This is a genomic window from Nocardia pseudovaccinii, from assembly GCF_050942345.1.
Classification (GTDB): Bacteria; Actinomycetota; Actinomycetes; order Mycobacteriales; family Mycobacteriaceae; genus Nocardia; species Nocardia pseudovaccinii.
In genome coordinates, this window is record NZ_CP192074.1 from 1,725,446 (window position 1) to 1,738,932 (window position 13,487).

The 13,487-nt window shown below is 65.1% G+C and carries 14 protein-coding genes; 7 read left to right on the plus strand and 7 right to left on the minus strand.

Annotation, left to right across the window (positions count from 1 at the left end; all coding sequences use genetic code 11):
• Positions 1-1,335, minus strand: a complete 1,335-nt coding sequence (locus ACQPZ2_RS07700; protein WP_433524917.1) for an aspartate aminotransferase family protein — start codon at positions 1,333-1,335, stop codon at positions 1-3.
• 87 nt (positions 1,336-1,422) lie between these two features.
• Between ACQPZ2_RS07700 and ACQPZ2_RS07705 the strand changes: the two genes are divergently transcribed.
• Together ACQPZ2_RS07705 and ACQPZ2_RS07710 are read left to right on the plus strand one after the other, a co-directional pair.
• Entirely contained in the window at positions 1,423-2,343 is a 921-nt protein-coding gene (locus tag ACQPZ2_RS07705; RefSeq protein ID WP_433524918.1) for a LysR family transcriptional regulator, read from the plus strand.
• Positions 2,344-2,368: 25 nt separating this feature from the next.
• On the plus strand, positions 2,369-2,527 hold the full coding sequence (locus ACQPZ2_RS07710; protein WP_433524919.1) for a hypothetical protein: 159 nt from the start codon (positions 2,369-2,371) through the stop codon (positions 2,525-2,527).
• Between the two features lie 14 nt (positions 2,528-2,541).
• On the opposite strand, the gene ACQPZ2_RS07715 is transcribed toward ACQPZ2_RS07710, so the two are convergent.
• Positions 2,542-3,255, minus strand: coding sequence for a DsbA family oxidoreductase (locus ACQPZ2_RS07715; protein WP_433524920.1), 714 nt, complete (start codon positions 3,253-3,255; stop codon positions 2,542-2,544).
• A 276-nt stretch (positions 3,256-3,531) separates the two neighbouring features.
• Between ACQPZ2_RS07715 and ACQPZ2_RS07720 the strand changes: the two genes are divergently transcribed.
• Positions 3,532-4,155, plus strand: coding sequence for a hypothetical protein (locus tag ACQPZ2_RS07720; protein WP_433524921.1), 624 nt, complete (start codon positions 3,532-3,534; stop codon positions 4,153-4,155).
• 9 nt (positions 4,156-4,164) lie between these two features.
• Here ACQPZ2_RS07720 and ACQPZ2_RS07725 read toward each other — a convergent pair whose 3' ends face one another.
• The gene (locus ACQPZ2_RS07725) at positions 4,165-5,100 is read right to left on the minus strand and encodes an alpha/beta hydrolase (protein ID WP_433524922.1); all 936 of its coding nucleotides are present in this window, start codon (positions 5,098-5,100) and stop codon (positions 4,165-4,167) included.
• A 47-nt stretch (positions 5,101-5,147) separates the two neighbouring features.
• Between ACQPZ2_RS07725 and ACQPZ2_RS07730 the strand changes: the two genes are divergently transcribed.
• Positions 5,148-5,531: a MerR family transcriptional regulator gene (locus ACQPZ2_RS07730; RefSeq protein WP_433524923.1), complete on the plus strand. Its 384-nt coding sequence runs from the start codon at positions 5,148-5,150 to the stop codon at positions 5,529-5,531.
• Between the two features lie 207 nt (positions 5,532-5,738).
• On the opposite strand, the gene ACQPZ2_RS07735 is transcribed toward ACQPZ2_RS07730, so the two are convergent.
• Positions 5,739-6,071 carry a hypothetical protein gene (locus tag ACQPZ2_RS07735; protein ID WP_433524924.1) on the minus strand — a complete coding sequence of 111 codons (333 nt, stop codon included), beginning with the start codon at positions 6,069-6,071 and terminating at the stop codon, positions 5,739-5,741.
• 402 nt (positions 6,072-6,473) lie between these two features.
• On the opposite strand from ACQPZ2_RS07735, the gene ACQPZ2_RS07740 reads away from it, so the two are divergent.
• Genes ACQPZ2_RS07740 through ACQPZ2_RS07750 form a run of 3 tightly spaced genes read left to right on the plus strand, consistent with a single transcriptional unit; the run spans position 6,474 to position 9,885 of the window.
• Positions 6,474-7,523 (plus strand): helix-turn-helix domain-containing protein, encoded by a 1,050-nt coding sequence (locus tag ACQPZ2_RS07740; RefSeq protein WP_433524925.1) that lies wholly within the window; start codon positions 6,474-6,476, stop codon positions 7,521-7,523.
• On the plus strand, positions 7,520-8,959 hold the full coding sequence (locus tag ACQPZ2_RS07745; RefSeq protein ID WP_433524926.1) for a pyridoxal phosphate-dependent aminotransferase: 1,440 nt from the start codon (positions 7,520-7,522) through the stop codon (positions 8,957-8,959). Before ACQPZ2_RS07740 ends, ACQPZ2_RS07745 begins: the two co-directional genes overlap by 4 nt.
• The gene (locus ACQPZ2_RS07750; protein WP_433524927.1) at positions 8,956-9,885 is read left to right on the plus strand and encodes a hypothetical protein; all 930 of its coding nucleotides are present in this window, start codon (positions 8,956-8,958) and stop codon (positions 9,883-9,885) included. Before ACQPZ2_RS07745 ends, ACQPZ2_RS07750 begins: the two co-directional genes overlap by 4 nt.
• 123 nt (positions 9,886-10,008) lie before the next feature.
• Here ACQPZ2_RS07750 and ACQPZ2_RS07755 read toward each other — a convergent pair whose 3' ends face one another.
• From ACQPZ2_RS07755 to ACQPZ2_RS07765, 3 genes are all read right to left on the minus strand, one after another.
• Positions 10,009-11,208: a permease gene (locus ACQPZ2_RS07755; protein ID WP_433524928.1), complete on the minus strand. Its 1,200-nt coding sequence runs from the start codon at positions 11,206-11,208 to the stop codon at positions 10,009-10,011.
• 32 nt (positions 11,209-11,240) lie between these two features.
• Positions 11,241-12,365 carry a metallophosphoesterase gene (locus ACQPZ2_RS07760; RefSeq protein WP_433524929.1) on the minus strand — a complete coding sequence of 375 codons (1,125 nt, stop codon included), beginning with the start codon at positions 12,363-12,365 and terminating at the stop codon, positions 11,241-11,243.
• Between the two features lie 118 nt (positions 12,366-12,483).
• Positions 12,484-13,404: an esterase/lipase family protein gene (locus ACQPZ2_RS07765; RefSeq protein ID WP_433524930.1), complete on the minus strand. Its 921-nt coding sequence runs from the start codon at positions 13,402-13,404 to the stop codon at positions 12,484-12,486.
• Between the last annotated feature and the right edge of the window lie 83 nt (positions 13,405-13,487).

The following is a 13,487-nucleotide window of genomic DNA, read 5'->3' on the forward strand; positions in this document are numbered from 1 at the left end:
TCAGCCGCGGGTGACTGCGTCGCCGATGGCTTGATCGAGGATGGAAAGGCCGAGGGTCAGTTCGTCTTCGGTGGCGGTCAGGGGCGGGGCGATGCGGAAGACACCGCCCATTCCTGGGAGCTGCACGATATTCATGTGCAGTCCCAGCTCCAAACAGCGCCGCGTGACGAGTGCGCCGAGTTCGTCGGAGCCCTGTTCGGTTTCGCGGTCGAGGACGAGTTCCAATCCGACGAGCAGGCCGCGGCCTCTGATGTCACCGACGACGCTGTGCCGCTGGCCGATTCGCTCCAGGCCGCGACGGAGGAACGTGCCGAGTTCCGCCGCACGCTCGTCGAGACGGTCGCGAACGAGGACATCCAGCACGGTATTGCCGACCGCCGCGACCAGCGGATCCGAGACGTGGGTGGTGAAGAACAGAAACCCGCGCTCGTGTGCCCGCTGCTCGATTTCGGCACTGGTGATCACGGCCGCCAGCGGCAGCCCCGCGCCGAGTGTCTTGGACAGGGTCAGCATGTCCGGCACGACGCCGTCGCGCTCGAATGCGTACCACGATCCGGTACGGCACAGACCGGTTTGCGCCTCGTCCAGGATCAGCAGCATGCCGCGCTCGCGACACTTGTCCCGCAGCGCGGCGAAGTAGCCGGGCGGCGGTTCGACGACGCCGCCGGAACTGAGAATCGGCTCCACCAGGCAGGCCGCGAGGCTGCCCACCGACTGAGCGTCGATCAGATCGAACGCGAAGTCGAGTTGCCGCCGCCAGTCGAGTTCGCCGGCGGCCGTGGTGAAATCGGGACGATACGAATTCGGCACGGGGATGGCGAAATTCCCTGGTGCGGCGGGGCCGTAGCCCTTGCGCCCCGCGCTGTAGGTAGCACTCGCCGCCGCCTGCGTCATACCGTGCCAGGAGCGCGCGAACGATACGATCTCGTGTTTTCCGGTGACCAGCTTGGCCATTCGGATCGCGGCCTCATTCGACTCCGCGCCGGTGGTCAGCAGCAGAACCTTTTCCAAAGGTTCGGGCAAGGTCTCGGCCAGTCGCCGGGCCAGGTCGACGACCGGACGACTCAGCATGCCGCTGAACAGATGGTCGAGCTCACCGACCTGGCGTCGAACCGTCGCGACGATGTCCGGATGCGCGTGTCCGAGGATGGCACTCATCTGGCCCGAGGTGAAATCCAGTATCTCCCTGCCACTTTCGGTATACAGAAAGCTACCTGCGGCGCGAGTGATGATTTCGCGGGTGAATTCGCCAGCACCCGCATAGCGGATGAGGTGCCGATCGGCGTCGGCCCAGAAGTCGTCGGTGGACAGTGCTGCGGTGATTGGAGCGGCCATATTTTCGACGGTAAGGGCCGTCCGAGCATCGGGTCCATCTCACGTTTCCGGCTGTGCTGTTCGGCTGAGCCGCACAACAATGGACCCATGCTGAATCCTTGGCGACTGCGCCTGCTCAGCCAGCTCGACTCGCTCGGCACCGTCCGCGCGGTCGCGCAGGCGGCCCACCTCAGCGCGTCCAGCGTGTCCCAGCAGCTCGCGGTGCTGGAGGCCGAAACCCACACCCAGCTGCTGGAACGCACCGGCCGACGGGTTCGGCTCACCCCCGCCGGGCTCATGCTGGCGCGCCGCGCCAGGGGCATCCTCGATCAGATGGACAGCGTCGAGGCGGAGCTGCGCAGCCTCGGCGAGGAACCGGTCGGGTCGGTCCGGCTCGGCGCATTCCAGAGCGCCATCCATTCGCTGTGTGTGCCGACGGTGACGCGCCTCGCGCAGACGCATCCGCATCTCGATGTCGAACTGGTCGAGCTGGAACCGCACGAGAGTATGCCCGCGCTGCGGGTCGGCGACGCCGACATCATCATCACCACAACCGATTTCGTCGAACATCCGCTCGGCTCGGATGTGGATATCGTGCCGTTGGCCACCGATCCGATCGTGCTCGTCCTGCCACCGGAGCGCGCCCTCCGCGGACCCGCCGACCTCGCCGCCTACGCCGACGAGCCGTGGGCCTTCGATATGCCGAAGTCGTATATGGCGAATCTGGCCACCCGGCTGTGCCGCGAATCCGGATTCGAACCGCGGGTGGTGTGCCGGTTCAGCAATTACCTGATGACGTTGCAGCACGTCGAGGCCGGACTTTCGATCGCTCTGCTCCCCGGCTTGGCGGTCGATCCGCGCTATCGCGTCGCGACCCGGGAACTGGCCAATCCCGTCACCCGCACGATCACCGCCGTCGTCCGCCGCGGCGCACCGCCACGTGCCGCCGTCCATCTGGTTCTCGAGGAGCTGCGCCGGATTCGCGAACTGCCGGTCGACCCACGTCTATCGACGACTTTCGAAGCGTGACAGCTGCGCGGACTATCGTCGAACTATGGGCGTTATGGGTGAACTGTTCCCCGGGCAGAAGCTGGCCGACGAAGGTAGTGAGGACAGCGACGGTCAGGTCCACCGCCCGCGCGTCGAGATCGATCTCGACGCCGGTGTGGTGCGGCTCGGTCCTGCCGCGAAGGTGACTGACGAGACCGAATAGGACTGCGCCGCAGGCTAATTGCGCGCGGGCAACGCGCATCCGTCCGGCCCGCAGACCTCGGCTCCGCCGATGGTCTGAATGACCGGCTCCCGATCGGCCCAGGCCTGGTCCAGGGCTTGGGCGAAGACTTCGGAGGGCTGGGCGCCGGAGACACCGTATTTGCGGTCGAAGACGAAGAATGGGACGCCTCGGGCGCCGAGTTGGGCGGCTTCCTGTTCGTCGGCGCGGACGGCGTCGGCGTAGGCATTCGGGTCGTCGAGAACGGTGCGTGCGGTTGATTCGTCGAGTCCAGCGGTGACGGCGAGTCGCACCAGGCGCTCGTTATCGGCGAACAGGGACTGTTCTTCGGCGAAATTCGCGCGGTAGAGGGCGTCGAGGAGGGCGTCCTGTTTGCCTTCGGCGAGTGCGAAGTGCAGCAGGCGGTGCATATCGAAGGAGTTGCCGTAATCGCGGCCTTCGGTCAGATAGGGCAGACCGATCGCGGCGGCTTGTGCGCCGATGCCGCGTTCATTGGCGGCCGCCTGCGCCTCGCTGATGCCGTACTTGTGTGCGATCTTGGCGATCACCGGTCCGGATTCGTCGGCGGGCAGCGTCGGATCCAGTTCGAACGAACGGTGCACCACCTCGACGTCGCCGCGGTGCGGGAAGTCGGTCAATGCCTGTTCGAACCGCTTCTTGCCCAGGTAGCAGAAGGGGCAATTGATATCGGTCCAGATCTCGACCCGCACGGTCGACCTCGCTCTCGTTCGAACCCCCGGGGTTGGCAACAGTTCGGGTACCGGATCTGTTCCCAGGCCACCACCGACCGAGGTTCCCACTGGAGGTGAATTTGCGTGTTCTTCGCCACTTATGCTGAGCTGATGGAGCAGCCGAACTCCGCCCGAGCCATTACATCTCGCCACGGGACCGCTCCGGCGGGGGCGCGAACGACACAGGGCCGCGCCGCGGAGCTGGCAGAGCTCCGGGCGCGGCTGGGGCCACTCCGATGTTATTGGGGCTACATAGTGGCCGCGGTCGGCAGTACGGCCACCCTCATCCTGCTGTTTCAGTCGTGGATCACCGCGCAGGGGCCCGACGGCAAGGTCGCCGCCAATGCCTTCGGCCGCCTCGAAATAACCACGAACTACCTGAACGTCTGGTCGCAAACGAAGCCCAAAACCCCGCCGGTCACCGGCTTCTGGGCCATCCTCGCCAGTGCCGCCATCATCGTCGCACTCTGCGCAATAGTGCTGAACATCCGCCTTCGCAACGAGATTTTCGCCCGCCTGACGACGTTTTCGCTGGCGTGCGCCGCGTTTTCCGTGATTCTCTGCCTGATCTATCTCAATAGCAAAGGCGCCGAACTCAAGGCGATGACCTCTCGGACATATGACATGGGCGGTCAGATCGGGCAGATATTGAACTGGGCCACCGGTAGGGGCAAACTCGTCGTCCCGGGCACCGGTACCTCCAATTACTCATCCGCCGGTCTTACCCACTGGGGACTTCTCGCCGTGGTGACTTCGCTCGGTTCGACCATGGCGGCCATCGCACAATGGCTGCTCTTGCGTCGCGCGACCGACAATCCGGTCCGCCTGTCGTGGCGGATGCCCATTGTTCTTTCCCGAGCACCGTCGAACGACGACTGACGCAATTCGCTACCGGGCGAATGCCTTCCGCAGCGCCGTCGCCGCATCGAGTCGGGCGCGCTTGCTGTCGTCGAAGGGATGCCGGACGAATTCGTGGATCATCCCCGTATAGCGAGCGACCGTGACCGGAACCCCTGCCTCCTCGAGTCGCTGACCGTACTCTTCGCCCTCGTCGCGCAGGGCGTCGTATTCGGCCGTGACAATGAGTGCCGTAGGCAGCCCGGCCAGGTCGGGGGCGAGCAGTGGGGAGACCCGCGGGTCGAGCTTTTCCTCGGAACTGTTCAAGTAGCTGTCCATGAACCAGTGCTGGGCATCGCGGCTGATATTTCCGTACTTGCCCGCGTACTCCGTGATGCTGAAATTCGTTCTGCGGAAATCGAGATCGGGATAGATCAGCAGTTGGAAGGTCAGTGCCGGACCGTCGCTGTCGCGTGCCATGCGCGCGACAACCGCCGCCAGATTGCCGCCCGCACTGTCGCCGCCGACGGCAATGCGAGCGGCGTCGACGCCGATGCTCGTCGCATGCTCGGCGACCCACCGCGTCGCCGCGAAGCAGGCGTCGGGTGCGGCGGGAAACTTGTGTTCCGGAGCCAGGGGGTAGTCGACCGAGACCACGACACATTCCGCACCGTTGGCCAGACTGCGGCACAGTCCGTCATGGGTGTCCAGATCGCCGAGCATGAAGCCGCCGCCGTGGAAGAACACCAATGCGGGGAAGGGACCTTCGCCATCCGGGGTGTAGATCCGGAGCCCGCCGATGCCCGGGACGGTGCGGTTCTGGATGTCGGCAACGGGTTCCGGTTCACCGAGTAGGGCGATCTGTCGCCGCCATCCCCCGCGTGCCTGCTCCGGGGTAAAGGTGTGCACCGAGCCGAAATCCGCGCGCGCGAGACGGTCAAGATACGCCTGAACTTGGGGGTGCAGCTCTTCTTTTGTTTCGCTCATTGGCCTATCGTCTGACTTGAAGCATGCTTCAAGTCAAGGAGTAAGTGATGGTGCTCGATATCGCGGAAGTGGCCGAGCGGTCCGGATTGGCGCCGTCGGCGCTGCGGTACTACGAGAAGCGCGGGCTCATCGAACCCGACGGGCGCAACGGTCTGCGGCGCACCTACCGGCCCGAGGTGATCGACCGCCTGGCGCTCGTATCCTGTGCTCGCGCAGCGGGTTTCACACTCGCGCAGATCGCGCGGTTCCTCGTGGCCACGCCAGCGGATACCGAACTCCGCCGTCATATGGCGGAGAAGGCCCGGCAATTGGACGAGGACATCGCCAGACTCACTCGCATGCGCGACAGCCTTCGCCACGCCGCCACCTGCACCCACCAACCGCTGGTCGAGTGCCCCGACTTCAAGCAGGCGTTCGGCTCGGTGCCGTAGCGCGGGTTCGCATTCCGCGGCCGCGTATCACCGCGCGCACGGTCGATGTGCATCCGGCCGCCGCCCGCGAATCGAGCGAAAGTGGTGCTCCGCCAAGCATATTCGGCGTTTCCGGCTCGTGAAACAGGGTCCGGCGGGCGGTGCTCGCCGGACCCTGTTTCGGCGCGACGTCAGGTGGCGCCGACCCCTCCGCGGCGCCAACTGCCGTTACGCGGCCGGTGTGGTCGGTACCGCGATGCGGCAGTTGGCGCCGGCTTGCCGCCGGTCTCGTTCGACGATGCGGGCGTGCAGCAGCACGACCGCCTGAGCCAATTCGAGGCCGAGATCAGCGGCCCGGATGGCGGCGATCTCCATGGCGAGCACGTAGTCCTCGGGATCCGGATCGCTCAGGGTCTCGTCGAGCACCATGCCGGTCATGGCCTGCTCCCGTGTCAGCAATCGGCCGGGCAGCCAGCTCAGGACCCAGCCGCTGCCGGTGTAGCGGGCGGTTTCGGGGGTGATGTCGCTGGTGATCAACCAGTCGGCCAGCTTCAGTGTCATGACCCCTCCCTTGGTCGATCGAAACCATCTGTCCCGGAGCGCGAGCTCCGGATCAGATGTGACGCTGACAACAATGCTATGGATCGCCACTTCTGGATGTCAACTAAGCATAGAAGCTATCTGAAGATATTTCTCAATCAATATTGCTTCGATTTAAGCAAATTCAGCTTTACGTATCTGGAATCCGCTCCGTGAGAGCAGCTTTGAGTGCAGCTACGCGCGTTCGGGGTCGTAGGTATCGGACTGGCCTTGCGCAATATCCGCCCGCCCGTACGGTTTCCAGCGATCGCTCAGAAAACTTCCATCGTCGCTATCACTGCCTCGCGGCGTAACGTGGCTATGATGACGTCGGATGACACATCGTGAGCATTGAAAATCCGAGCGTAGGGATGGAGGCGCGGCATGGCTGGCTCAGGGCCGGACGGTGAGCAGGTCGGGGATCTGGTCCGTCGGCTCCGCACGGAACGCGGGTTCACCCAGGCCGCACTCGCGGCCAAGACAGGTTGTTCGCGCAGCCTGATCCAGCAGATCGAGAACGGGACTCGGGTGCCACCGCTACCGTTGCGCGAACGTCTCAGCCTGGCGCTCGGCCAGGAATTGCCCTCGACCGACGGTATCGCCGACGATCTCGCCAGCGGCGGATATCACGATCTGCGCATGCGCTTCAATGTTCTGCTCGGCAAGGACCCTGAACTCGTCGAGCGGGCGCTCGGCATCGCGGGCAGCCTGATCGATGCGACCTTCGCGCGGGAGGAGATCGAACCGCTGCGCATGATCGCGGATCGGCAGTTGGAGCGGGCCGAGGAAATCCTGGCGCAGATCCCCTCGCGCAGCGCGACGGTCTGGGAATGGAATACCGTCAGCGACTGGTTGATGATCCTCGAGCAGGCCAAGGCGTCGGTCCGCGCGATCCACACCGCTGATCTGGGCACCATCGGCGGCGACGTCGGCGACGACTATCACGCCGCGATTCTGCGCCTGGCCGATACGACCCATCCGCCTCGAATCGATGTGCGACGCATGTATGTCCTCGACACGATCGAGGATGTGTGGCCCTATGACGACAAATTGTGGAAACAGGCGCGTGCCGGGGTGGAGAGCGTGCTGGTCAAGCGCGAGCACGCGCGCAATGCGCAGAGCATGCTCATCGTCGACGAAAAGTACGTCGCCGTCGGTGAATACGACTATTCCCGGCAGGCGCGCGTGGCGACCCGGTTCTCGGCGTTGAAGCACGATGTCGCATTCGCGGTGCGCCGGTTCGAGCGCCTCTATGAGCTGAAGGTCGCCGGTTCGGGCATTGTCGTCGACGACATCGTCGCGTCACCGGAACTGGCCGGTTACGAGCGCCTCACCGAGGGCGATTGCCGCGGTCTGTTCCGTGCGGCGCTGGAACAGAGTTGGCGAGAGATGACCGCGCCGGGAGAGCCGTCCTTCGAAAGTGAGGTGTCGTGACTCGGCAGGCTGACAACGATCGGCTGCCTTGGCGGACACCGGCACCCAGCCTCGCCGCCCGCACCAATCGCTCCGAGGAGCGCAAGCGGGAAGTGCGCAGGCATCTGGGTGCGCGGCCGCAGTTCGCGGGGACGGGCGACCGGACGTATTCGGATGTGCTGGACGCCTACCACGGCGAGACCGGTCTACCGCTTGCCGAAAGTGCCGTCGCCGCACTGGATCTGGCATGGCGCGAACTGATGCATACCCAACCTCCGGACGAATACGCCGACGGCACGATGTATCACAAGCGACAGCCGCTGGTATTGCGAGAGTTGGCGGCGCACAAGCTGTTCGGGCGATTGGCAGAGCCGGTCGACGGAATAGCCGGAGTCCGGGTATCGCCGGAGGAGGTCATTGTCTGCCCGTACTCGAGCACCATGCTGCTCGAGGAGGCGGTCGCGACCCTGGCCCGCCCCGGCGGCGTGATCGTGTATCCGGAAGGCCTGTACAAGAGTTCGGGCATTCACGTGGAGAAGTACGGTCTGCGGATGGAGGCGTGCCCGGTCGCGCCGGATGACTCCTTCAAGATCGACCCGGATCTGCTGGCATCCTGCCTGGACTACTTCGCCGACCGTGACGAACTGTGCGGGGTGCTGCTCACGCTGCCCGGGAATCCGGTATTCACCGATTATTCGGCCGACGAGTTGCTGGCGATCGGCCGGGTGCTGGTTGCCAGTGGGGTACCGGTCATCTGCGATATGGCCTTCGATTGCATGGTGGAACAGCACATTCCGATTGCCGCAGTGCGGATCGCGACCGACGATGGCATGCGTCGGCTGTACGACCAGGTGTTGACCATTACCGGAAACTCCAAGGGCTACAATGCCTTCGGACCGTGCAAACTGGGCGCGGCCTGCTCGGGAGATGCCGAATGGTTGGCCAGGATCCGAGACCGGCTGACCATTTCGTTCCAGCGCGAGTCGACGCATCTGGCGCGGGCGATTGTCGAGCACACGCCCGAGAGCTACTTCGCGCAGAACCGTGTGCGGATGCTCGACCAGCTGGATCGCGCGCACGGCCACATCGATGCGATCAATGCTCGGCGCGGTGTGAAAGTCATTCGGCCGCTGGGCAGTCGGCAGGGCATGTTCCTCACCGTGGTCTTCGACGAGGCGGTCCTCGACCAGGCAGGCGTCGAAACCAGTGCGGAGATAGAGGATCTGCTGCTCGCCGGTGCCGGAATCGATAGTGTCGCGCTGGACCGGACCGGATCCGAACGACTCGGTGTCCGATTCAACGTGCTCGCGCCCCGCAAGGCGCCGGGACGCGAGTCGGCGGATCTGGTCGACGAATTGTTCGACCGGCTCGAACAGCTCCTGTATGAGATCCGGAGTGGGCTGACCTATCCCAAAGTGCTGGCCGGGTGCGGTCTGCCGGTCATCGGACAACAATGATTCTCGGAGTTCTACGGGAGACCGCTGCCGAGGAGCGGCGCGTCGCGCTGATACCGGACGATGTGCGCGGGCTCGCGGGCGTGCGGGTCATCGTGGAGCACAATGCGGGCCGGTCCATCGGATTCGACGACGCGGACTACGTGGCGGCCGGGGCACAGGTCGGCGAGCGTGCGGAGATCTTCGCGCGTTGCGATGTGATCGTGTGGGTGAAACCTCCGGCATACCAGCTGGATTCGGTGCGACCGGGTATGACCCTCATCGGATTCCAGGACCCGCTGCATCGCCGCGACGTGATCGCGGAACTGCGCGCACGCGGTATCGAATCCGTCGGCTATGAAACCGTTCCGCACTCCCGCCCCGATATCGATGCGCTCTCCGCGATGAGCCGGATAGCGGGTGAAGTCGCCTACGAGCAAGGGCGACAACTCCTTTCGACCGAGGGGCCGGTGCGCGCCCTGATCCTCGGCTGCGGGCAGGCCGGACTCGCCGCCATCGCCGCGGCGGCCGCCCACGGCGACGAGCCGACCGCATCGGGTAACCGCAGGGAACAGGAGTCCACCGCAATCCGGCACGGTGCCAAGGCATTCCTGCCGAATCCGGACGGGCTACTCGCCCACCTCGCCGCCGACCCGCCCGCCCTCATCATCTGCGCCGCCGTGCACCGCGGCTCCCGCGGCCCACTGCTGCTCGACGCCACCGCACTGGACACACTTCGAACCGGGACGGTGATCGTCGACCTCGTCGCCAAATCCGGCGGCAATTGCGTTGCCACTATCCCGGATCGCACCGTAACCCTCCCGAACGGCGTGATCGTCACCCATCGATCGAATTACCCGACCCTGCGTCCGGTGGAAGCGAGTCACGCGTACAGCGCCGCCACCGCCGCCTTGCTGAAAAGTCGTATTGCGTTCAGCGCGGAACAGTGACCGGGTCGGTGCAGCTGGCCGCCGCGTCGACCAGTGAGCAGGGCTGGGGTGAGGCCGCCGCCTCCGACCCGACCCATCCCGCCCACGACTACATGCGGCAGCGTTATCGTCTCGGCGAACGGATTACCTACCGCCGTGCGGTGATCCGTGGTCACGGTCGTGCTCATGCTGGTCGTGATCGTGCTCGGTGTCGGGGGAGCCGCCCATCATGCGCAGCATCGGGATTCCGCCGGTGCGCATGAAGATCGTGACCAAGACGGCCGCGAGGATGAGGAAGGCGATATTGAGCCAGGTGGTGTAGTTCCACCGAATTCCTTCTGTCATCACCATGGCGTTGCGCTCGGTGGGAATGAGATTTGTTGTACCGAAGAGGATTTCGACGACATATCCGGCGCCGATCATGGCGGTGTAGAAGGTGGCGAGCAGGGTGAGGGTCATGCGGGTGCCGTAATACTTGCGGTAGATATTGAGGATCGGGAGGATCAGCAGGTCGGCGTAGATGAAGGCGATCACGCCGCCGAAGCTGATGCCGCCGTTCCACAGCACCGCGGCCAGCGGGACATTGCCGATCGAGCAGACAAAGGACAGGATCGCCACCAGCGGCCCGACGATCGGTCCCCAAATGGCCGACAGCAGTGGATGATCGGTGAGGAAGAAGTGCTGCCAGAACGTCTCCGGCACCCATGCGCCGATCGCCCCCGCGATGAGCAGACCGATGACGAGATCGCGCAGAATCGCGGCCCATTCCATCACGAAAACATGGGAGACCGCGGTAAGCCCCGACCGCGACAGCAGCCTGTGTACGAAGGAGCCTTCGGCGGCGACCGCCATATCCATGGCGGCATGGCCTTCCATCGATCCGGCGAGTCCACGGTCGGCTTGGCGGCGGGCCTCCTCGACGAGCCTGGACCGCACGAACAATCGGAAAAGTACCGCGAGCAGCACGATCATAATGGGCCCGCCGACGAATTCGGCCGCGGTGAACTGCCAGCCCATCAGCAGCGCCAGGATGACGCCGAGTTCGATGACGAGATTGGTCGAACCGATTTCGAACGCCATCGCGGCGGTGAAATTCGCCCCCTTGCGGAACAGCGAACGCGCCAGCGCCACAGCCGCATACGAGCACGACGAGGAGGCCGCGCCGAGCCCCGCCGCAATGGCGAGGGTGCGCGGCCGATCATCGCCCATCAGCCGCAGAATGGTCGACTTGCGCACCACCGCCTGCACGACTGCCGACAGCGCGAAGCCGAGAACAAGAGCCCAGAGGATCTCCCAGGTCATCGACCCGGCCAGGGATAGCGCGTGCCAGATAGCGTCCACCACGCGAAGCTATACCCCTGCGGGGCGACTCTCGTTCAGGCGCTGCGCAAGACGAGGACGGTGATTTCGCTGGGCGCGAAGACCCGGAATTGCGGACCCCAGAACCCGGTGCCACGGCTGGTGTAGAGCTGGGTGTGCTCGCCGTGGCGGCTGAGACCGGCGACCACGGGTTGTTCGAGGCGGACCAGATAGTGGAACGGCCAGATCTGGCCGCCGTGCGTGTGACCGGAGATCTGCAGCGCCACCCCGGCCGCGGCGGCCTCGATGACCTGCCTGGGTTGATGGGCCAGCAGGACAACCGGTGCGTCCTGGTCCGCGCCCGCGAGGGCGGCCGGGAGGTCGGGCCCGTGTCCGGGCAGACCGACGCCGGTGGGGTCGTCGATGCCTGCCAGCACCAGCCGGTCGTCGCCGCGGGTGATCGTCTCGTGTTGGTTGTGCAGCGGCTGCCAGCCGATCGTGGTCATGTGCTCGATCCAGCCCGCCGCGTCGCCGAAGTATTCGTGATTGCCGGTGATGTAGAACCTGCCGAGCGGAGCCTCGATCTTGCCGAGCGGATCGACCTGCGGATGCCGCTTCTCGACCGAGCCGTCCGCGAGATCGCCTGCGTGGCAAGCGATATCGGGCCGCTGCGCATTCACCACATCGACGACCTTTTCCGACCAGCGCAACCGGTCCAGTGCGGCGTAGTGGGTATCGGTGATGACCACCATGCGCAGTCCGTCGAGCGCCGGTCCGAGTCCGCGGATCGCGACATCCAGGGTGCGCACCCGAGGCACCCGGCGCGCCTCGATCACCCCCAAGACCGACAGCGCGGCGGCGATCACGAATACCCCGGCGGCGACGATCCTGGATCGCGCCGGATCGTCCACCCCGCTCACGGCCAATCCGAGCCCGACCACATTGCCGATCACCGACCAGCTGAAAACCACCCACATCAGTCCGAGTAGCGTGTCGCCGACGATGGACGCCGCATCGTGCTGCTTCGGACCATGACCGAGAAACATCGCCGCGGGCAGGCAAACGAAACCGGCGAGGAATACCGCCGAGCCGAGCCAGAACAGCGCCCCATCGGTCGTTGCGCCGATCAAGGTCCACCATGGGACCAGGAACAGCAGGGCGGGAATCGCCAGAAACAGGACGATACGCGGCACGTATTTCACGAAAGTTCATTCCTCGCGGGGGACGGTGCGGCGCACGGTCCCACCACCGGAGCACCATGGGCGTTATCGACGATAACAGCGTTGACGACAGTGCGTCGGTGCCGGTAATCCGCGCAGGTCAGCCCTGGCAGGCGGGACCGCTGTACGCCGGATCGAGGGCTTTCTGCACGACGTAGCCGACGGTGGGGGATTCCGGCAGCGCGCCATGGTCGAATTCGTCGTCCGGGCACAGGTCCTGCACCCAGACATTGTCGACCGTGGCCCCGATTCCGGCTATGAGAAAGGTGGTCTCGGGCGGGGTGACGACCCGATCGAGACGACTGGCGATAACCGTGTACTTGACTCCCGGCTCGGTATCGCCTCCGGCATTGAGGCTGCGCAGGAATTCACTATCGATCAGCTGTTGCGCCGCGGCCGTGCCCAGATATCTCGCGATCAGGCCGAGGATCGGCGCCTGCGCACTTCCGGTCGGCAGGAGGAAGCCGAGCCCTTCGGCGGTGGTGCCGTGATTGGTCGCCGCGATGGTGACCAGATGGTCCACTTTGTTCTCCGCGGGATCCCGCTGATTCGCGCCGCCGTCGAAGCGCATGAACTGCCGAACCAGCGGACCGCCCTGCGAATGCGCGACGATATCCACCTTCGGGACACCGGTGGCCGCACGCACCTCGTCGACGAATCGCGCGATTTCCCTGGCCGAGTTGCGCATATCCGCAGTGCCGTAGACCCCCGGTTGTGCACCTCGCATACTGGAGATCGCGCGCCCGTAACTCAGCGAGAATACGCAGTAGCCCTGCGCTTTCAGCTGCGGTGCGAGCACATCCCACGAGTTCTGATTCCCCCAGGTGCCGTGCACCAGGACAACGGGTTGTGGATGCGCCGCCGACGGGCGGCAGGTCCAATCGTTGGCACCGGCCGGTGGCACACTTCCGTCCGGACGTGCTTCGTCGGCGTGCGCCGGGGTGCACACGCCGAACAGGGTGCCGATGAGTACCGCGGGCACGATAATCGGTAGGAGAACACGCGAACTTTTCGCAAACACCGCAAACGCTCCTTCGCTCACAATTCGGGACCTGCAAACGAAACACGCCATCGGCTCGGTGATCTGGGCCGAAACGGCTGACA

What these genes read in the sequence shown, in the direction of transcription:
- ACQPZ2_RS07710 (WP_433524919.1), top strand. Translation starts at nt 2,369, where the DNA reads ATGGGCGTTATGGGTGAACTGTTCCCCGGGCAGAAGCTGGCCGACGAA.
- ACQPZ2_RS07725 (WP_433524922.1), bottom strand. Translation starts at nt 5,100, where the DNA reads ATGAGCGAAACAAAAGAAGAGCTGCACCCCCAAGTTCAGGCGTATCTT.
- ACQPZ2_RS07740 (WP_433524925.1), top strand. Translation starts at nt 6,474, where the DNA reads ATGGCTGGCTCAGGGCCGGACGGTGAGCAGGTCGGGGATCTGGTCCGT.
- ACQPZ2_RS07705 (WP_433524918.1), top strand. Translation starts at nt 1,423, where the DNA reads ATGCTGAATCCTTGGCGACTGCGCCTGCTCAGCCAGCTCGACTCGCTC.
- ACQPZ2_RS07735 (WP_433524924.1), bottom strand. Translation starts at nt 6,071, where the DNA reads ATGACACTGAAGCTGGCCGACTGGTTGATCACCAGCGACATCACCCCC.
- ACQPZ2_RS07730 (WP_433524923.1), top strand. Translation starts at nt 5,148, where the DNA reads ATGGTGCTCGATATCGCGGAAGTGGCCGAGCGGTCCGGATTGGCGCCG.
- ACQPZ2_RS07750 (WP_433524927.1), top strand. Translation starts at nt 8,956, where the DNA reads ATGATTCTCGGAGTTCTACGGGAGACCGCTGCCGAGGAGCGGCGCGTC.
- ACQPZ2_RS07700 (WP_433524917.1), bottom strand. Translation starts at nt 1,335, where the DNA reads ATGGCCGCTCCAATCACCGCAGCACTGTCCACCGACGACTTCTGGGCC.